Genomic DNA, 18,050 nt, shown 5'->3' on the forward strand with positions numbered 1-18,050 from the left:
ATCCGTGAAAGCCGACATGAGCCGCGACAGCTATTACCGCCAGCACCACTACGCCAGGGTACTGATGCAACAGGGCCGCGTACTCCTTGATGCCGACTGGAACGAGCAGGTGGCGATCCTCCTCGAGCAGACCCGATCGCTGGCCGCCGACCTGATCGGTCCGCATGGGGGGCCAGGCGACGGCTTCCTGATCACCTGCCCCGGCGATCTTCTCTGTGACTTCGAGATCGGTTGGGGCCGCTACTATGTCGACGGCATCGCCTGCAATCTCATGCCCGAGGTGCGCTGTCCGCCGGAGCCCCATCCAGAGCCGGTACTCTACACGGCCCAGGCCGACTTTCCGTTCCTGACGGGCGGAGACGACCCGGCGGAGCTGCAACCAGGCCGACGCTATCTCATCTACCTCGACGTCTGGGAACGGCATCTGAACTACCTACAGGCTGACCACATTCGCGAGCTGGCTCTCGGCGGGCCCGATACCGCTACACGAACGAAGGTAGTCTGTCAGGTCAAGGCCGCGCCACTCGACAAGGAGACGGACGAGGACCTGGGCTGCGACGCGCTGCTCGACGACCTGGTCGGTGCCGACCTCCGCCGGCCGCGCTGCCTGCGCGCCCGCGCCAAGGTCGAGATGCCCTCGGACGACCCCTGCCTCGTACCGCCGACGGCGCAATATCGGGGGCCCGAGAACCAGCTGTACCGGGTCGAAATCCATGACCCCGGTACCACCGGCGGCGCCAGAACACAGGCAACGTTCAAATGGTCACGGGACAACGGGTCGGTCGCCTTCGGCATCCGTAGCCTGCAGGGCGCGCTCGTTCGGCTCGACACTCTCGGTCCGGACAGGGCCCGCGGGCTGAAGGAGAACGACTGGGTCGAGATCGTCGACGACGTCTCGGAACTACGGGCGATGCCGCGGCCGCTACTCAAAGTCGATTCGGTGAACAGGGTGACCGCAGAGGTGACGCTGGCGGTGCCCGACGGGTTCGCGTTGCCAGTATTCGACGAGGCCGCCATGACCCACCCTCTGCTGCGCCGCTGGGACCAGCCCTCGGACGCCATCCCGGTACAGGAATCGAAATGGATCGAACTCGAGGATGGGGTTCAAGTCTGGTTCGAACAGGGCGGCGACTACAAGATCGGCGACTACTGGCAGATACCCGCCCGCACCGCCATCGCCGACGTGCTCTGGCCGCAGGAGACCGGGCCAGACGGCACGCCGTGGCCGCAGGCGCTGCCGCCCAGTGGCATCCGCCACCGGATCGCACCGCTCCGCCGCATTGAGCTCGATGCAACCGGTCGCGTGACAAGCGGCGAAGACTGCCGCTGTGTCTTCGCTTCCCTCTGTGCGCTGACAGGCGAGAAAGTCGTCGAACAGCCGGAAGAAGCACGGGTGCCCCTAGGCACTATCGAGTTCGAGTGGGAGACCGCTACCCCCTCCGAACCGTCGAGCGCAGTCCTGCAGGCGAATAGCATGCGCCTGCTTCAGACGATTGCCGCGAACCAGTTGTCGCGGGTCGAGATGCGTTCCATCGCGCCCGAGGAGGGGGAGGCGGGTGTGGCCATCGCCCAGCGCCGGGGAGATCTGGTGGTGGAGGCTTACATCGAGGCCGGCGTACCTGCACAGACCATTTCGCCACTCAAAATCAGCACGGCCGACTCCGGGGAGCCGCGAGTGGAGAGCGACATGGTACTCGGCACCCGAAGGGGCGCCATCCAGGGCAGCGCCGGCGTAGCTGTGCGGGCGCCGGTCAACGACGTACCGGGTGTCGGGGATGTGTCCGCGGCTCGCCTGGTAGCGGCAGGGATCAAGGATTCGCTGGCGCTATCGCGACTCGACGAGAGGGCGCTGATACAAGTGCTCAGCACCCCCGGAGGCCGCGCCTTTCCGCGTAGCCGCGCCGCAGAGATTCTGCGTGAAGCCCGCGAACTGTCAGGCAAGCCGTGATGGTCGACGCTGGCGCGAGGAAAAGTCAGCCGGCGGGGCCTTTGCCTTGCCAGGCTCGTGACTCAGAACGAGCGGCGTCGGTAGTGCCGGTACTCCGGCGTCCAGCAGTTGCGCTCGATGGACGCCCGCAGCTTGAGGCCGTCGGTCTTCAGCGCCACCCCCTCGCCCTGGGCCTGGGCGGCCACGTCAAAGGCGATCGCCTTGGAGAGCTCACGGATCTTCGACAGCGGCGGCAGTAGCGCGCCCTCGCCCGCCTTGACGATGGGCGCCTCCCGGGCCAGCGCCCGGGAGGCCGCCATCAGCATGTCGTCGGTGACCTTGCGGGCTCCGGAGGCCACTACCCCCAGCCCGATGCCGGGGAAGATATAGGAATTGTTGCACTGGGCGATGGGATAGGTGCGCCCTTCGAACTCCACCGGCGCGAAGGGGCTGCCGGTGGCCACCAGGGCCGCGCCCTCGGTCCAGCGGATCACGTCCTCGGGGCGCGCCTCGGCCTGGGAGGTGGGGTTGGAGAGTGGCATGATCACCGGCGTCTCGCAGCCGGCGTGCATGGTGCGCACCACCTCCTCGGTAAAGATGCCCGGCCGTCCACACACGCCGATCAGCACCGTGGGCCGGATATGCCGAACGGTCTCCACCAGGTCCTGGCCCTGCCACCCTTCGGTGAGGGTCGGGTCATGGGCCAGGCGCTGCTGGAAATCACGCAGCCAGGTCTGGTCCGAGGTCACCAGCCCCTCGCGGTCGACCATGAAGACCCGGGCGCGAGCCTCCCGCTCGGTGAGCCCCTCGGCCTGCATGGCCACCACCACCTGCTCGGCGATGCCGCAGCCGGCGGAACCCGCCCCGACGAACACCACACGCTGGTCGCCGATGCCCTCGTCGCGGGCCTGGCAGGCCGCCATCAGGGTCCCCACCACCACCGAGGCGGTGCCCTGGACGTCGTCGTTGAAGCAGCACATTTCGTGGCGATAGCGCTCGAGCAGCGGCACGGCGTTGGCCTGGGCGAAGTCCTCGAACTGCAGCAGCACACCCGGCCAACGTCGCTTCACCGCGTCGATGAACTGGGCGATGAAGGCGTCGTACTCCTCCTGACCGATGCGCTCATGGCGCCAGCCCATGTACATGGGATCGTCGAGCAGCTGCTGGTTGTTGGTACCCACATCGAGCATGATCGGCAGGGTGTAGGCCGGGCTGATGCCGCCGCAGGCGGTGTAGAGCGCCAGCTTGCCGATAGGAATGCCCATGCCGCCGATGCCCTGGTCGCCCAGGCCCAAAATGCGCTCGCCGTCGGTTACCACGATCACCTTGACCCTGTCCTTGGTGGCGCTGCGCAGGATGTCCTCCATGCGATCGCGATGGGTATAGCTGATGAACAGGCCGCGGTGGCTGCGATAGATGTTGGAGAACTCCTGGCACGCCAGCCCCACCGTGGGCGTGTAGATGATCGGCAGCATCTCCTCCAGGTACTGCGTGACCAGCCGGAAGTAGAGGGTCTCGTTGTCGTCCTGGATGGCGCGCAGGTAGACGTGCTTGTCCAGGTCGGTCTGGCAGAGCCGATACTGACGATAGGCCCGCTCGACCTGCTCGTCGATCGACTCCACGTTCTGCGGCAGCAGGCCGATCAGGTTGAATTCGATGCGCTCCTCGTTGGTGAAGGCGCTGCCCTTGTTGAGCAGCGGCATCTCCAGCAGCGGAGGACCGGCATAGGGGATATAGAGGGGACGTTTGCGATCGTTGGTCATCTCGAGTCTCGATGCGGTGGCTGGAACGGGCCGTAGGCGCTCTGCCGGCACCTTCCTCGACACTCTACCATGCCCCAAACGACCGCGCCCCGGCCGGGGCCGGGGCGCGCTTCACGAGTATCGACGCGGTTCAGGTGCCCTTGGCCGCCGACACGCGAGCCGCCCCGCCCCCGAAGAAGAAGGGGCGCAGCTTGACGCCAAGCATGTTGCCGGCAAAGGCCGCCACCAGCCAGACCCAGCCGTGCAGGCTGCCCGAGGCGATGCCGCCGAAGTAGGCACCGATGTTGCAGCCGAAGGCCAGGCGTGCGCCGTAGCCGAGCATGAGGCCGCCGATCACCATCAGGGCACCGAAGGCGGAGCCTACGACCAGGGCACCCAGCAGCAGGGCGCCGGCGGCCACGACGGGCACGGAGAGGCGGGCGCCGCCAGGCGACCGCGGCGGCATCCCTGAGGGTCGCGCCTCAGACGAAGCGCCCCAGCCCCGCCGCCTGACGCAGGCGGTCCATGACGGGGGCGGCCTCGGCGCGGGCGCGCTCGGCGCCCTTGAGCAGCACCGACTCGATGTGCCCGGGGTCCTCCAGCAGCGCCTGATAGCGCTCGCGGGGCTCGCGCAGCTGCTCGTTGAGGGTCTCGAAGAGGCGGTTCTTGACCTCGCCCCAGCCTATGCCGTTGGCGTACTCCTGGCGCATGGCGGCGCTCTCCTCCGCCGTGGCGAAGGCGGAGTAGATCTGGAACAGGGTGCAGGTGGCCGGGTCCTTGGGCTCGCCGGGCTCCAGCGAATTGGTCTTGATCTTGCGGACCAGCTTGAGCAGCTTCTTCTCGGCGGCGAACAGCGGGATGGTGTTGTTGTAGCTCTTGGACATCTTGCGCCCGTCCAGGCCGCCCAGCACCTCCACCCGCTCGTCCACCACCGCCTCGGGCAGGGTGAAGTACTCGCCCTTGTAGAGGTGGTTGAAGCGCCCGGCGATGTCGCGGGCCATCTCGATGTGCTGGATCTGGTCGCGACCCACCGGCACCTTGTTGGCGTTGAACATCAGGATATCGGCGGCCATCAGCACCGGGTAGCCGAACAGGCCCATGGTGATGCCCTTGTCGGGGTCCTGGTTGCCGGCAGCCTCGTTCTCGGCCACCGCCGCCTTGTAGGCGTGGGCGCGGTTCATCAGCCCCTTGGCGCAGACGCAGGAGAGCATCCAGGTCAGCTCGGGAATCTCCGGCACGTCGGATTGGCGGTAGAAGATGGCGTTGTCGCTGTCCAGCCCCAGCGCCAGCCAGGTGGCGGCGATCTCCAGGCGCGACTCCTGCACCCGGCGCGGCTCCTGGCACTTGATCAGCGCGTGGAGGTCGGCCAGGAAATAGTAGGACTGCACGCTGGGGTCCTGGCTCGCCTCGATGGCGGGCTTGATGGCCCCGACATAGTTGCCCAGGTGGGGCGTGCCGGTGGTGGTGATGCCGGTGAGAACGCGGGTCTTCTCGGAAGCTGCACTCATGGGGAAAGCGGACTCTGCTGTTCGGAAATGCCCGCTATGGTAACGCGCGCTCCCCCTCAAGGCGACCGGGCCCCCGCCACTTCAGTCCAACAGACCGGCCGGCTCGACCCACTCGAGGCCGAAGGCCTCGGCCACCGCGGCATAGGCCAGCTGGCCGTCGTGGACATTGAGCCCGGACAGGAAGTGCGGGTCCTCGGCCAGGGCCCGTCGCCAGCCACGGTCGGCCAGGGCGATCACGAACGGCAGGGTGGCGTTGGTGAGTGCCTGGGTGGCGGTGCGCGCCACGGCGCCGGGCATGTTGGCCACGCCGTAGTGGACGATGCCGTCGACGACGAAGGTGGGCGCGGCGTGGGTGGTAGGGCGGCTGGTCGCGAAGCAGCCGCCCTGGTCGATGGCCACGTCCACCAGCACGCTGCCGGGCTTCATCTCGGCCAGCATCGCCCGGGTGATCAGCTTGGGCGCCGCGGCACCGGGCACCAGCACCGCGCCGATCACCAGGTCGGACTCGCGCACCGCCGCCTCGATGGCATCGGCGGTGGCGAAGAGGGTCCGCAGCCGCCCCTGGTAGCGGTCATCCAGCACCTCCAGGCGCGGGATCGACTTGTCGAGCACCGTCACCTCGGCGCCTAGCCCCAGCGCCATGCGCGCCGCGTTCTCGCCCACCACGCCCCCACCGATCACCGCGACCCGGGCCGGCGGTACCCCGGGCACCCCGGGCAGCAGCACGCCGGAGCCGCCCTGGGCCTTCTCCAGGCCATGGGCGCCGGCCTGGATCGCCATGCGCCCGGCCACGGTGCTCATGGGCGCCAGCAGCGGCAGGCCGCCCTGCCTATCGGTCACGGTCTCGTAGGCGATGGCAGTGGCACCGCTGCCCATCAGCCCCCGGGTCAGCGCCTCGTCGGCGGCCAGGTGCAGGTAGGTGAAGAGCGTCTGGCCAGGGCGCAGCCGAGCGATCTCCTCGGGCTGGGGCTCCTTGACCTTGAGAATCAGCTCGGCACCGTCCCACACCGCTGCCACCTCGTTCACGATCCGAGCGCCGGCCGCCGCGTAGGCGGCGTCGGTGAAGCCGGCCCCCTCACCCGCCCCGGTCTGCACCCTGACCTCATGGCCGTGGCCGACCAGCTCCCGTGCCCCGGCGGGAGTCAGGGCGACGCGGTATTCGTGGGTCTTGATCTCCCGGGGAACGGCGATCAGCATGGCGGCTCCTCTGCCTGGCGGGACCTGTGCTTCCCTTCATTACAGCACAGCCCGACCGGCGCCGTCGGCGCAATCACTCCGACACGGCGGCCTCGCCGTAGCGTCGGCGATACTCCTCGGGCAAGACGCCGCTGGATAGCGCGATTCAGGCGAAGCGGGTGCAGGCGCGCAGAAAGGGTATGGCCATCAACAGGACGGTGAAGCGCTGGGTCAGGGACGATGCGTCCCGCACTTCCAGCAGGCGTCGAACACGCCCTCCTGGGGCTCGCCACAGCCGGGGCAGCGCCAGGCCGGCGCGCCGCCCTCCCCGGCCAGGGCCTCGCGGATCAGCGTCTCGGCGCGCTCACGATTATGGGGTTTCACCCACACCTCGGGTTCGCACTCCCCCAACGGCAGCTCGCCGGCGCCACCGCCCAGGGTCATGTTGCGCAGCTCGGCGGGAATCCCGGCGGCCTCCAGCAGGTTGCGCACATGGCTGACCAGCAGCGCATTGCTGTGGGCGAAGACGCGGACGGGCTGGAAATCGGTCATGGCACTGGTGACAGTCGCAAGCGCACCGCCCTCCCCTCAATCCCGGAAGACCCGCACGCCCAGGGCCTTCAGGTAGCCGGTCTCCGGGATCGCCGGATGCACCGGGTGGTCCGGCCCCTGGTGGCCCTGGAAGAGGATCTGGCCGTGGCGATCCTGGTGGCGCACCGCACCGCGCACCACGTCCACCAGCCGCTCCGGCGCCAGGTGCATGGAGCAGGAGGCCGAGAGCAGCAGGCCATCGCGGCCCAGCAGGCGGATCGCCTCGCGGTTGAGCTTGCCGTAGGCGCGCTCGCCCGCGGGGATGTCCTTGCGCTTGCGGATGAAGGCCGGCGGGTCGAGGATCACCACGTCGAACTGCTCGCCGTCGGCCTTGAGGGCGGCCAGGGCCTCGAAGGCGTCGCCCTCGCCCACCGCCACCTGCTCGTGGAGGCCATTCAGGGCGGCGTTCTCGGCCACCCGCTCCAGGGCCGCCGCGGAGGCATCCACGCAGAGCACCTCGCGCGCCCCGTGGGCCGCGGCCTGCACGCCCCAGCCCCCCACGTAGCTGAACAGGTCCAGCACCCGCTTGCCGGCCACGAACTGGTTGAGCCAGGCGCGGTTGACCCGGTGGTCGTAGAACCAGCCGGTCTTCTGGCCGTCGAGCACCGGGGCGGCGAAGCGCACGCCGTTCTCCTCCAGCAGCACCGGCTCGGCCAGCTCGCCCTTGACCACCTCCACGGAGGGCTCGAGGCCCTCCTCGCGGCGACCCCGGGTGTCGTTGCGCAGCACCACCGTGGTCGGCGAGAGCACCTTGTCCAGGGCGTCGAGCAGCTCGGGCAGCACCGCCTGCATGCCGGCGGTGTTGAGCTGCACCACCAGGGTATCGGCGAAGCGGTCGATCACCAGGCCCGGCAGCAGGTCGCCCTCGCCGTGGACCAGCCGGTAGTAGGGCGCCGCGAAGAGGCGCTGGCGCAGGGCCAGGGCCTGGTTGAGGCGGTGCACCAGCAGCGAACGGTCGAGTCCCTGCTTCGGGTCCCGGGAGACCAGCCGCGCGCAGATCAGCGAATTTGGGTTGACGTAGGCCACGCCCAGCGCCTTGCCGCCCACGGCCTCCACCACCACCTGCTGACCCGCTTCCAGGTCCTTGAGCGGGGTCGCGGCGGTATCGATCTCGTTGGAGTAGAGCCACAGGTGGCCGGCCTTGAGGCGACGGTCGGCGTGTTTCTTCAGGCGCAGGGAGGACAGGGTCATGGGGGTCTCTCGAAGAATCAGGTCTGGCAGTGGGAACAGAAGACGCTGGCCCGCTGCCCGAGGGTGACGAGGCGCAGCTCGGCACCACACTGCCGGCAGGGCTGGCCGTGGCGGCCGTAGACGTTGAGGCGCTGCTTGAAGTAGCCCGGCTCGCCGGTGCCGCTGACGAAGTCGCGCAGGGTGGTGCCGCCCTGGGTGATGGCCGCGGCCAGCACCGCCCGAGCGGCGGCGGCCAGGCGGTCGTAGCGCTCGCGGCTGATGCGCCCGGCGGCGCGGCGCGGATCGATGCCGGCCAGGAACAGCGCCTCGGCGGCGTAGATGTTGCCCACCCCCACCACCACGGCGTTGTCCATCAGGAAGGGCTTCACCGCCAGGCGCCGCCCCCGGGAGAGGGCGTAGAGCCGCGCGCCGTCGAAGGCGTCCGACAGCGGCTCGGGGCCCAGGCGTGCCAGGCGCGGGTCCTGCTCGGGGCCGCCGGCCAACCAGTCCACGAAGCCGAAGCGGCGCGGATCGTGGTAGCGCAGGATGGCACCGTCGTCGAGCACCAGGTCGAGGTGGTCGTGCTTCTTCGGCAGCTCGCCGAGGCGGGCGATGCGCAGGCTCCCGGACATGCCCAGGTGCCACAGCAGGGTGCCGCCGGCCGAGTCGCCGCCGGAAAGCGGCACCAGCAGGTACTTGGCGCGGCGCACAAGGTCGCCCACCCGGGCCCCCACCAGGCGCTCGACGAGATCGTCCGGCACCGGTACGCGCAGACGCGCCTGGCGCACGATCACTTCCGTGATCTGGCGCCCCTCCAGATGGGGGGCGATGCCGCGGCGGGTGGTCTCGACTTCGGGCAGTTCGGGCATGGCGCTACGCTCGGGCGGTCGTCGGACGGCTTCCCCACAAACGCCTGAACCCGGCTGACGCAGCCGGGTTCAGGGGGACAGGCTGGAACACCTGCGGAAGACGACCAAGGTTTACTTGATCTTGGCTTCCTTGTACATCACGTGCTTGCGGACCACCGGGTCGTACTTCTTGAATTCGAGCTTGTCCGGGGTGTTCCGCTTGTTCTTGTCGGTGGTGTAGAAGTGGCCGGTACCGGCGCTGGACACCAGCTTGATCTTGTCACGCATGACTGCTTGCTCCCATTGATGGATCGCTGGAACGCGAATCGCTTAGACGGCGTCGCCGCGCTTGCGGATGTCGCTGAGCACCGCCTCGATGCCCTTCTTGTCGATGATGCGCATGCCCTTGGAGGAGACGCGCAGCTTGACGAAGCGGTTCTCGGACTCCACCCAGAAGCGGTGGGAGTGCAGGTTCGGCAGGAACCGGCGGCGGGTCTTGCGCTGGGAGTGTGAAACGTTGTTACCAGTCACCGGGCGCTTGCCGGTAACCTGACATACTTTGGACATGGGAGCCTCCAACCGCTTGGCCAGGTGTTCGGCGCCGGGTGCGCGAACCCTGAGTGTTCAAAACCTGTCGGGCAAACCGGGAGATCCCGTGAAATTTGACCCAAGGGAATTCAAAGGCTGCACTTTATACCAGACCATCGCGCAACTGGCAACATCGGCCTACCAGCGTGCGAACCTTACCGCATCAAAGCCAGCCGCGCTCGGCGAAGGAGACCACCTCGCCATCCCCCACCACGAAGTGGTCCAGAACGCGGATCTCGAAGAGCCCCAGCGCCTCGCGCAGCCGGTCGGTGATGCGCCGGTCGGCATCCGAGGGCTCGGCTACCCCGGAGGGATGATTGTGGGCGAAGATCATCGCCCCGGCGCCCAGCTCCAGGGCGCGGCGAGCCACCTCCCGGGGGTAGACGGACGCGCTGTCCAGGGTGCCGCGAAACAGCGACTCGAAGCGGATCACCCGGTGCTGGCTGTCGAGGAAGAGGGCGGCGAACTCCTCGTGACCCAGGTGGCGCAGCTGCGACGCCAGGTAGGCGCGCACCAGGGTCGGCGAGGTCAAGGCCTCGCCCCTGGCCAGTTGGCTGGCCAGGTGGCGGCGTGACAGCTCGAGGGTCGCCTGCAGCTGGGCATACTTGGCGCTGCCCATGCCCCGGGCCGCGCAGAACCGCGCCTGGTCGGCCTCGAGCAGCTGACGCAGCCCACCGAACTCGAGCAGCAGGTCCCGAGAAAGATCCACCGCCGAACGCCCCTGCACCCCCACCCGCAGGAAGATCGCCAGCAGCTCGGCATCCGAGAGCGTCTCGGCCCCCAGCGTCAGCAGCTTCTCCCGGGGGCGCTCCCCCTCCGGCCAGTCCCTGATCGACATCTCCGCCTCCCTGCCCTGCCGTCTCCCCCCAGTGTAGCCACTCCCTGCGCTACGCAAGGTTCGGCACCGATGGTAAGGTAGGCGGCTGACAAGACCACCCCGGGACACGCCCATGTCATCGCCTTCCGGAATCGGAGTCGCCGGCCGCCGGACCGCCGGCCGCCGAATCTTGCTCGGCATCAGCGCCGGCATCGCCGCCTACAAGAGCGCCGTCCTCGCCCGCCTGCTCAAGCAGGCCGGCTGCGAGGTTCGCGTGGTGATGACCGAGGGCGCCCAGGCCTTTATCACGCCCCTGACGCTGCAGGCCCTCACCGGCGAGCCGGTGCGCACCTCGCTGCTGGACCCCGAGGCCGAGGCCGGCACCATCCTGGTCGCCCCGGGCACCGCCGACCTGATGGCGCGCCTGGTGGCTGGCATGGCCGACGACCTGCTCACCACCCTCTGCCTGGCCAGCCAGGCCGAGAAGGTGATGGCCCCGGCCATGAACCAGGCCATGTGGTCCCATCCCGCCACCCGCCGCAACGCCGCGCGGCTCATGGATGACGGCTGGCGGCTGCTGGGCCCGGACAGCGGCGACCAGGCCTGCGGCGACGTGGGCCCCGGGCGTATGCTGGAGCCCGAGGCGATTCTCGAGGCCCTGCTTGCGATCCTCAAGGCGCCCGAAGCCGCGCCCGGCGGCGCCGCGGGAGCCGCCACCGACCCCGCCTCGGGCCTGGCCGTCACCATCACCGCCGGCCCCACCCGGGAGCCGCTGGACCCGGTGCGCTACCTCTCCAACCACAGCTCCGGCAAGATGGGCTACGCCCTGGCCGAGGCCGCCGCCGCCCTGGGCGCTCGGGTCACGCTGATCAGCGGCCCGGTCAGCCTGCCCTGCCCGGCGGGCGTGGAGCGGATCGAGGTGGAGACCGCCATCGAGATGCACGAGGCCGCCCAGCGGCTCGCCCCGCAGAGCGACCTCTTCATCGGCTGCGCCGCGGTGGCGGACTACCGCGCCGAGCAGCTCGCCGAGCACAAGATCAAGAAGGTGGAGGGCGAGGAGGCGCTGGTGCTTCGCCTGGTGAAGAACCCCGATATCATCGCCGCCGTCGCCGCCCTGCCGGACGACAGCCGCCCCCTGGTGGTGGGCTTCGCCGCCGAGACCCGCGACGTGGAGGCCTATGCCCGGGACAAGCTCGCCCGCAAGGGGCTCGACATGATCGTCGCCAACGACGTCTCCCGGGAGGGACTCGGCTTCGGCAGCGACGACAACGCCGCCCTGGTGCTATGGCACGACGGCCAGGAGAGCCTGGGGCCCCAGCCCAAGCGCGAGCTGGCCATGGCGGTGGTACGCCGCGCCCTGGCCTGCCTGGCCACCCGTCCCGCCCGCTGACCCAACCCACGCCCACAGGAAAGCCCCATGCCCCACCCCGACGCCAAGCCCCGCCTGGCCGTGAAGCTGCTCGACCCGCGCCTGGCCGACTACCTGCCCCACTACGCCACCGACGGCGCCGCCGGCATGGACCTGCGCGCCCTGCTCGACGCCCCCCTGACCCTGGCCCCCGGCGAGTGCGAGCTGGTCCGCACGGGGCTCGCCATCCATATCGCCGACCCGGGGCTCGCCGGCCTGATCCTGCCCCGCTCGGGGCTGGGCCACAAGCACGGCATCGTGCTCGGCAACCTGGTCGGGCTGATCGACTCCGACTACCAGGGCGAGCTGATGGTCTCGGTGTGGAACCGCGGCCAGTCCAGCTTCACCCTGGAGCCCTTCGAGCGGCTGGCCCAGTATGTGCTCGTCCCCGTGGTGCAGGCCGAGCTCGAGGTGGTCGAGGACTTCGCCGAGAGCCGGCGCGGCACCGGCGGCTTCGGCAGTTCGGGACGACACTGAGCCGGAGGCTCCCCCTTCTTTCTGGCGCCAGCAACGGATCGACCCCATGACCCCAGACACCAGCCGCGCAGCCCCCGCCGCCATCTTTCGCGCCTATGACATCCGCGGCATCGTCGACGACACCCTCAGCGAGGCGAGCGCCGAGGCGATCGGCCGCGCGCGGCGAATCCACCCTGGTGGTGGCCCGCGACGGCCGTCTCTCCGGCCCGCGCCTGCAGGCCGCCCTGGTTCGGGGCCTCACCGCCGCGGGGCGCGACGTCATCGACATCGGCCGGGTGCCCACCCCGGTGCTCTACTTCGCCACTCACGCCCTGGACGGCACCGCCTCCGGCGTGATGGTCACCGGCAGCCACAACCCGCCGGACTACAACGGCTTCAAGATCGTGCTCGGCGGCGAGACCCTCGCCGGCGAGGCGATCACCGCCCTGCACACCCGCCTCGCCACGGGCGACCTGGTCGAAGGCCAGGGCAGCGTGCGCCAGCAGGACGTGCGCGCGGCCTATCTCGAGCGCATCCTGGCCGACGTGCGCTTGGCACGCCCGCTCAAGGCGGTGGTGGACTGCGGCAACGGCGTGGCCGGCGAGCTGGGCCCTCAGCTGATGGAGCGGCTCGGCGCCGAGACGATCCCGCTCTTCGCCGAGATCGACGGCACCTTCCCCAACCACCACCCGGACCCCGGCCAGCCGGAGAACCTGGTCGACCTGATCCGCACCGTGCAGGAGACCGGCGCCGATATCGGCCTGGCCTTCGACGGCGACGGCGATCGCCTGGGGGTGGTCACCCCCAGCGGCCGGCTGATCTACCCCGACCACCTGCTGATGGCCTTCGCCGAGGACACCCTCTCCCGCCAGCCGGGGGCGAGGGTGATCTTCGACGTCAAGTGCACCGGCAACCTGACCCGGGTGATCGAGGAGGCCGGCGGTACGCCGGAGATGTGGCGAACCGGCCACTCGCTGATCAAGGCACGCATGCAGGAGACCGGTGCGCAGCTTGCCGGCGAGATGAGCGGGCATATCTTCTTCAAGGAGCGCTGGTACGGCTTCGACGACGGCCTCTACGGCGCCGCCCGCCTGCTGGAGATGCTCTCCCGCCAGGCGGACGACGCCGACGCCTTCTTCGACCGCTTTCCCCAGGACCTCGGCACGCCGGAGATCAACGTCGCCGCCAGCGACGAGACCAAGTTCGACCTGGTGGCGCGCCTGGCCCGCGAGGGCGACTTCGGCGTGGCGGGGGTGAAGACGACCCTGGACGGCATCCGCGTCGACTACCCGGACGGCTGGGGGCTGTGCCGCGCCTCCAACACCACCCCGGCGCTGGTGCTGCGCTTCGAGGGCAAGAGCGAGGCGGCGCTTGCGCGTATCAAGGGCAGGTTCACCGCCGCCCTGGCGGCGGTGGCGCCGGAGCTGGACCTGGCGCTCTAACCCCGAGGAAGCCCGCCAAGCATGGTAGGACGCCGTAGGAGCTGGGCTCTGCCCGGCGAAGGGAGACCGAAGGGCTCCTCAGCGGCTTTCAGAAACGCAAGCAGCGCCGCCGGGACCCCGGCGGCCAGGAGCAAGAGAAGGGAACCGACAATGACCGAACAGACCCGCGACCCGCGCCTGGTGGTAGAGGTACTCTCCGAGGCGCTGCCCTATATCCAGCGCTTCACCGGCAAGACCGTGGTGGTGAAGTACGGCGGCAACGCCATGACCGAGGACACCCTGATCGACTCCTTCGCCCGCAACATGGTGCTGATGAAGGAGGTGGGCATCAATCCGGTGGTGGTCCACGGCGGCGGCCCGCAGATCGGCGACCTGCTCAAGAAGCTCAACATCGAGTCGCGCTTCGTCAACGGCATGCGGGTGACCGATGCCGAGACCATGGACGTGGTGGAGATGGTGCTGGGCGGGCTGGTCAACAAGGGCATCGTCAACCTGATCAACCAGTGCGGCGGCAAGGCGATCGGCCTCACCGGCAAGGATGGCAGCCAGATCCGCGCCCGCCAGCTCAAGGTCGAGCACCAGACCCCGGAGATGACCGCTCCCGAGATCATCGATATCGGCCACGTGGGCGAGGTGGAGCATATCTCCACCGACCTCATCGAGATGCTCGCCGAGCGCGACTTTATCCCGGTGATCGCGCCCATCGGGGTGGACGCCGAGGGCCACAGCTACAACATCAACGCCGACCTGGTGGCCGGCAAGGTGGCCGAGGCGCTCTCCGCCGAGAAGCTGATGCTGCTGACCAACGTGGCCGGCCTGATGAACGCCGAGGGCGAGGTGCTCACCGGGCTGACCACCGCCCAGGTGGACGCGCTGATTGCCGACGGCACCATCCACGGCGGCATGCTGCCCAAGATCCGCTGCGCCCTGGAGGCGGTGAAGGGCGGCGTGAAGAGCGCCCATATCATCGACGGCCGGGTGCCCCACGCCACCCTGCTGGAGATCTTCACCAACGCCGGGGTCGGCACCCTGATCACCGACGCCAGCCAGGCGGAGTAAGGCTCCTCGCCGCGGCCTTTGCGTCGCGGCGAGGGCCCGACTAGCATGAGTCGACCATTAGACAAGAAACGACCCAGATGACGCAGGCAACTCCCACGCCCAGCCGCCGCGAGCAGATCCTCCAGGCGCTGGCCCTGATGCTGGAGGAGGACGGCGGCAAGCGGATCACCGTGGCCGCCCTGGCGAAGCAGGTCAGCGTCTCCGAGGCCGCCCTCTACCGCCACTTCCCCAGCAAGGCGCGCATGTTCGAAGGGCTCATCGAGTTCATCGAGGCGGCGCTGTTCGAGCGCATCACCCGCATCCTCGAGGAGACCCCCGAGGCGCTGCCGCGCTGCGGCGCGCTGCTCACCCTGCTGCTGGCCTTCGCCGAGAAGAACCCCGGCCTCTCCCGACTGCTCGACGGCGGCGTGCTCACCGGCGAGACGGCGCGCCTGCGGGTGCGGATCCACCAGCTCTTCGAACGGCTCGAGACCCAGCTCAAGCAGATCCTGCGCGAGGCGGAACTGCGCGAGGGGCGCCGTACCACCCTGCCCGCCTCGGCCGCCGCCAACCTGCTGCTGGCCGCCGCCGAGGGGCGGATCAGCCAGTACGTGAGGAGCGACTTCAAGCGCCGCCCCACCGAGCACTGGGAGGCGCAGTGGGCGCTGCTCTCGGCGCAGCTGCTGCGGGAGAGCCCGGAGACGGCGTAGCCAGCGCCGAGTTGCCAGGAAAAGCCTCACAAGAAAAAAGAGGCTCATCGCATATTAGCGTGAGGCAGCCTTAGTGGGAGGGCGGCTCTGCCGCGCGAATGGCGCCGTCAGGCGCCCCGGGGGTGTTGCTGAGGTTGGCGGCTTCCGCCGGGAGCCTTCGGCTCCTTCGCCCGGGGAAACCCGGCCTCCCACCACTCCCAGCCGAACTGATTCACGCCAGTCTGTGAAGAACCAAAACAAAAGGAGCAAGCCAAGGGGTTACCTTGGAGCTTGCTCCTTGTAGCTTGTAGCTCGGTGTTTTTACGCTACCAGGGCGTCGCCGATCTGCTGGCGGATCTTCTTCATGGCGTTCTTCTCGAGCTGGCGAATGCGCTCGGCGGAGACGCCGTAGACGTCGGCGAGCTCGTGCAGGGTGGCCTTCTCCTCGACCAGCCAACGGCGCTGCAGGATGTCCCGGGAGCGCTCGTCGAGGGCCTCCAGCGCCAGCTGCAGGCGGCGGGTGGCGTCGCCCTCCCAGTCGCTCTCCTCGAGCTGGGCGGCCGGGTCGGCGGAGGCGTCGTCCAGGAAGTGCACCGGCGCCTGCCAGCTGCTCTCCTCGTCCTCGCCGGGCGCGACATCGAAGCCGGCATCGTGGGCGGAGAGCCGCCCCTCCATCTCGCGCACCACCTCGGGCTTGACGTCGAGATCCTCGGCGATGGCGGCGACCTCGTCGCTGTTCAGCCAGGCCAGGCGCTTCTTGGCGCTGCGCAGGTTGAAGAACAGCTTACGCTGGGCCTTGGTGGTGGCGATCTTGACGATTCGCCAGTTGCGCAGCACGAATTCGTGGATCTCCGCCTTGATCCAGTGCACGGCGAAGGAGACCAGGCGCACGCCCTGGTTGGGGTCGAAGCGCTTGACCGCCTTCATCAGGCCAACGTTGCCCTCTTGGATCAGGTCCGCCTGGGGCAGGCCATATCCGGAATAGCTACGGGCGATATGCACGACGAAGCGCAGGTGCGACAGGACCAGGCGGCGGGCCGCCTCCAGGTCGCCCTCATCGTGCAGACGGAAGGCCAGTTCACGCTCCTCCTCCGCGGTCAGCAGCGGGATGCTGCTCACCGCCTTGAGGTAGCCGTTGAGGTCGTGCCCCGGGGAGAGATGGCCCACCGGAAGAAGACTGGTGCTCATGTGCCGGATGTCTCCTTGTCAGCCCAGAAATCCATTGGCGTTTCGGCTTGGATAGATGCCAAGGATCGAAGAAAGTTCCGTGAAATCACAGGGTAACACGATAAAACCTGGCGGGCAGCCACACGATCGCGGGCCTGCCCCCCCTAGCGCGGCTTCAGCTCTTCTCGTGCCGCTAGCGCGGCTTCAGCTCTTCTCGTGCCGCTAGCGCGGCTTCAGCTCTTCTCGCGCCGCTATCGCGGCTTCACCTCGGCGAGGTGGCGGCTGACCGCGATCCAGGCCCCCAGCCAGCCCAGCAGTATACTACAGCCCACCAGCATAGCAGAACCGTCCGCCCCCAGCCGTGGCAGGCTGAAGCTGGCGCCGTAGCTGGCCGCCAGGGCCGCGACCGGCGCCGCCAGCCACTCGCTGCCGAGCGTCAATAGCCCCCAGGCCAGCAGGCCACCGCCCAGCCCGTACCAGGCGCCGCTGTAGAGGAAGGGGCGACGCACGAAGCCGTGGGTCGCACCGATCAGGGTCACCACCTCGATCTCCTTGCGCCGGTTCTCCACCGCCAGGCGGATGGTATTGCCCACCACCAGCAGCACCCCGCCGCCGAACAGCACCCCCAGCGCCAGGGCCACGCGACGCCCCAGCTCCGCCAGGTGGCGCAGCCGCTCGATCCAGGCCAGATCGAGGCGCACCTCGTCGACGCCGCTCATCGCCTCCAGCTCCGCGGCCAGGGCGCGCACCGTCTCCGGCGCGGGGTCGACCGGCGTCACCACCACGCTGGCCGGCAGCGGGTTCTCCTCCAGGCGCTCCAGGGCGTCGGTGAGCCCCAGGGCCTGCTGGAACTCCGCCATGCCCTCCGCGGCGGTGATCAGCCGGGTCCGCGCCACCCCCGAGTGGGCCGCCAGGGCCTGGTCGATGCGCGTCGCCTGGGCCTCGTCCACCTGGGGGGCCAGGTAGACGGTCAGGGTCGCGCTCTCGGTGAGTTCGGCGTCGAGCAGCCGGGCGCTGTCCAGGGTCAGCCAGAGCGCCGCCGGCAGCACCAGGGCGATGGCGATGGCCAGCATGGTCACCAGGCTGCCGATGGGCGCCTTCAGCAGCCGCCAGGCGCTGTCCAGGGCCATGGCCCGGTGGTGGCGCAGCCAGCCGCGCAGCCGGCTCGACGAGCGGGTGCGATGGGTGCGGGCCCCGCGCGGCGGCGGGGCGGGACGGCGGCTCATGCGGCCTCCTGGTCGGCCACCAGGCGACCGTCGTGCAGGCGCAGGATGCGGTGGCGCAGCCGGGCGATCAGCGCCAGGTCGTGGCTGGCGATCATCACCGTGGTGCCGATCCGGTTGAAGTCCTCGAAGAGCGCCATGATGTCGGCGGAGAGCTGGGGGTCCAGGTTGCCGGTGGGCTCGTCGGCCAGCAGCAGCGACGGCTTGCTGACCACCGCCCGGGCGATGCCCACCCGCTGCTGCTCCCCCCCGGAGAGCTC

General features: G+C 69.4%; 17 protein-coding genes and 2 pseudogenes. 6 read left to right on the forward strand and 13 right to left on the reverse strand.

What is annotated here, in order from left to right; genetic code table 11:
* Nucleotides 1-4: 4 nt before the first annotated feature.
* Complete coding sequence (locus J5F18_RS19590; RefSeq protein ID WP_346300184.1) at nt 5-1,948, forward strand: DUF6519 domain-containing protein; 1,944 nt, start codon at nt 5-7, stop codon at nt 1,946-1,948.
* 62 nt (nt 1,949-2,010) lie between these two features.
* Here J5F18_RS19590 and J5F18_RS19595 read toward each other — a convergent pair whose 3' ends face one another.
* The 10 genes and pseudogenes from J5F18_RS19595 to radC all read right to left on the reverse strand — a co-directional run bounded on the left by J5F18_RS19595 (nt 2,011) and on the right by radC (nt 10,388).
* A complete protein-coding gene (locus J5F18_RS19595; RefSeq protein WP_346300185.1) occupies nt 2,011-3,690 on the reverse strand; it encodes an NAD-dependent malic enzyme in 1,680 nt (559 codons plus the stop codon).
* A 130-nt stretch (nt 3,691-3,820) separates the two neighbouring features.
* Nucleotides 3,821-4,027, reverse strand: a pseudogene (locus J5F18_RS19600) (YeeE/YedE thiosulfate transporter family protein); the annotation flags it as partial.
* A gap of 124 nt (nt 4,028-4,151) precedes the next feature.
* Nucleotides 4,152-5,177, reverse strand: coding sequence for a tryptophan--tRNA ligase (locus J5F18_RS19605; RefSeq protein ID WP_346300186.1), 1,026 nt, complete (start codon nt 5,175-5,177; stop codon nt 4,152-4,154).
* Between the two features lie 81 nt (nt 5,178-5,258).
* On the reverse strand, nt 5,259-6,374 hold the full coding sequence (ald, locus tag J5F18_RS19610; protein ID WP_346300187.1) for an alanine dehydrogenase: 1,116 nt from the start codon (nt 6,372-6,374) through the stop codon (nt 5,259-5,261).
* A gap of 210 nt (nt 6,375-6,584) precedes the next feature.
* Nucleotides 6,585-6,905 carry a DUF2007 domain-containing protein gene (locus J5F18_RS19615; RefSeq protein ID WP_346300188.1) on the reverse strand — a complete coding sequence of 107 codons (321 nt, stop codon included), beginning with the start codon at nt 6,903-6,905 and terminating at the stop codon, nt 6,585-6,587.
* A gap of 36 nt (nt 6,906-6,941) precedes the next feature.
* Nucleotides 6,942-8,135, reverse strand: a complete 1,194-nt coding sequence (locus J5F18_RS19620) for a class I SAM-dependent rRNA methyltransferase (protein WP_346300189.1) — start codon at nt 8,133-8,135, stop codon at nt 6,942-6,944.
* A gap of 17 nt (nt 8,136-8,152) precedes the next feature.
* Nucleotides 8,153-8,983: a bifunctional DNA-formamidopyrimidine glycosylase/DNA-(apurinic or apyrimidinic site) lyase gene (gene mutM / locus J5F18_RS19625; protein WP_346300190.1), complete on the reverse strand. Its 831-nt coding sequence runs from the start codon at nt 8,981-8,983 to the stop codon at nt 8,153-8,155.
* A 111-nt stretch (nt 8,984-9,094) separates the two neighbouring features.
* Complete coding sequence (gene rpmG, locus J5F18_RS19630; protein WP_016417370.1) at nt 9,095-9,250, reverse strand: 50S ribosomal protein L33; 156 nt, start codon at nt 9,248-9,250, stop codon at nt 9,095-9,097.
* 42 nt (nt 9,251-9,292) lie between these two features.
* Nucleotides 9,293-9,529, reverse strand: coding sequence for a 50S ribosomal protein L28 (gene rpmB / locus J5F18_RS19635; RefSeq protein WP_346300191.1), 237 nt, complete (start codon nt 9,527-9,529; stop codon nt 9,293-9,295).
* Between the two features lie 184 nt (nt 9,530-9,713).
* Nucleotides 9,714-10,388, reverse strand: coding sequence for a DNA repair protein RadC (gene radC, locus J5F18_RS19640; RefSeq protein WP_346300192.1), 675 nt, complete (start codon nt 10,386-10,388; stop codon nt 9,714-9,716).
* 112 nt (nt 10,389-10,500) lie between these two features.
* On the opposite strand from radC, the gene coaBC reads away from it, so the two are divergent.
* The 5 genes and pseudogenes from coaBC to slmA all read left to right on the forward strand — a co-directional run bounded on the left by coaBC (nt 10,501) and on the right by slmA (nt 15,421).
* Nucleotides 10,501-11,757, forward strand: a complete 1,257-nt coding sequence (coaBC, locus tag J5F18_RS19645) for a bifunctional phosphopantothenoylcysteine decarboxylase/phosphopantothenate--cysteine ligase CoaBC (RefSeq protein WP_346300193.1) — start codon at nt 10,501-10,503, stop codon at nt 11,755-11,757.
* A 27-nt stretch (nt 11,758-11,784) separates the two neighbouring features.
* On the forward strand, nt 11,785-12,252 hold the full coding sequence (dut, locus tag J5F18_RS19650; RefSeq protein ID WP_346300194.1) for a dUTP diphosphatase: 468 nt from the start codon (nt 11,785-11,787) through the stop codon (nt 12,250-12,252).
* Nucleotides 12,253-12,298: 46 nt separating this feature from the next.
* Nucleotides 12,299-13,673 (forward strand): annotated as a pseudogene (locus J5F18_RS19655) (phosphomannomutase/phosphoglucomutase).
* Between the two features lie 150 nt (nt 13,674-13,823).
* The gene (argB, locus tag J5F18_RS19660) at nt 13,824-14,732 is read left to right on the forward strand and encodes an acetylglutamate kinase (protein ID WP_346300195.1); all 909 of its coding nucleotides are present in this window, start codon (nt 13,824-13,826) and stop codon (nt 14,730-14,732) included.
* A 77-nt stretch (nt 14,733-14,809) separates the two neighbouring features.
* On the forward strand, nt 14,810-15,421 hold the full coding sequence (slmA, locus tag J5F18_RS19665; RefSeq protein ID WP_346300196.1) for a nucleoid occlusion factor SlmA: 612 nt from the start codon (nt 14,810-14,812) through the stop codon (nt 15,419-15,421).
* A gap of 300 nt (nt 15,422-15,721) precedes the next feature.
* Here the strand turns inward: slmA and rpoH are convergent, their stop codons facing one another.
* From rpoH to J5F18_RS19680, 3 genes are all read right to left on the reverse strand, one after another.
* Nucleotides 15,722-16,588, reverse strand: coding sequence for an RNA polymerase sigma factor RpoH (gene rpoH / locus J5F18_RS19670; RefSeq protein ID WP_346300197.1), 867 nt, complete (start codon nt 16,586-16,588; stop codon nt 15,722-15,724).
* Between the two features lie 230 nt (nt 16,589-16,818).
* Complete coding sequence (gene ftsX / locus J5F18_RS19675) at nt 16,819-17,793, reverse strand: permease-like cell division protein FtsX (protein WP_346300198.1); 975 nt, start codon at nt 17,791-17,793, stop codon at nt 16,819-16,821.
* Nucleotides 17,790-18,050, reverse strand: a 261-nt coding sequence (locus J5F18_RS19680) for an ATP-binding cassette domain-containing protein (protein ID WP_346300199.1), incomplete at its 5' end; no start/stop codon positions are given. The genes J5F18_RS19680 and ftsX, both read right to left, overlap by 4 nt.

Source organism: Halomonas sp. BM-2019 (assembly GCF_017584085.1).

Excerpts from the sequence above, each read along its gene's own strand:
- J5F18_RS19620 (WP_346300189.1), bottom strand. The coding sequence starts at position 8,135 with ATGACCCTGTCCTCCCTGCGCCTGAAGAAACACGCCGACCGTCGCCTC.
- ftsX (WP_346300198.1), bottom strand. The coding sequence starts at position 17,793 with ATGAGCCGCCGTCCCGCCCCGCCGCCGCGCGGGGCCCGCACCCATCGC.
- ald (WP_346300187.1), bottom strand. The coding sequence starts at position 6,374 with ATGCTGATCGCCGTTCCCCGGGAGATCAAGACCCACGAATACCGCGTC.
- J5F18_RS19595 (WP_346300185.1), bottom strand. The coding sequence starts at position 3,690 with ATGACCAACGATCGCAAACGTCCCCTCTATATCCCCTATGCCGGTCCT.
- radC (WP_346300192.1), bottom strand. The coding sequence starts at position 10,388 with ATGTCGATCAGGGACTGGCCGGAGGGGGAGCGCCCCCGGGAGAAGCTG.
- J5F18_RS19615 (WP_346300188.1), bottom strand. The coding sequence starts at position 6,905 with ATGACCGATTTCCAGCCCGTCCGCGTCTTCGCCCACAGCAATGCGCTG.
- coaBC (WP_346300193.1), top strand. The coding sequence starts at position 10,501 with ATGTCATCGCCTTCCGGAATCGGAGTCGCCGGCCGCCGGACCGCCGGC.
- mutM (WP_346300190.1), bottom strand. The coding sequence starts at position 8,983 with ATGCCCGAACTGCCCGAAGTCGAGACCACCCGCCGCGGCATCGCCCCC.
- slmA (WP_346300196.1), top strand. The coding sequence starts at position 14,810 with ATGACGCAGGCAACTCCCACGCCCAGCCGCCGCGAGCAGATCCTCCAG.
- rpmG (WP_016417370.1), bottom strand. The coding sequence starts at position 9,250 with ATGCGTGACAAGATCAAGCTGGTGTCCAGCGCCGGTACCGGCCACTTC.
- argB (WP_346300195.1), top strand. The coding sequence starts at position 13,824 with ATGACCGAACAGACCCGCGACCCGCGCCTGGTGGTAGAGGTACTCTCC.
- dut (WP_346300194.1), top strand. The coding sequence starts at position 11,785 with ATGCCCCACCCCGACGCCAAGCCCCGCCTGGCCGTGAAGCTGCTCGAC.
- J5F18_RS19605 (WP_346300186.1), bottom strand. The coding sequence starts at position 5,177 with ATGAGTGCAGCTTCCGAGAAGACCCGCGTTCTCACCGGCATCACCACC.
- rpmB (WP_346300191.1), bottom strand. The coding sequence starts at position 9,529 with ATGTCCAAAGTATGTCAGGTTACCGGCAAGCGCCCGGTGACTGGTAAC.
- rpoH (WP_346300197.1), bottom strand. The coding sequence starts at position 16,588 with ATGAGCACCAGTCTTCTTCCGGTGGGCCATCTCTCCCCGGGGCACGAC.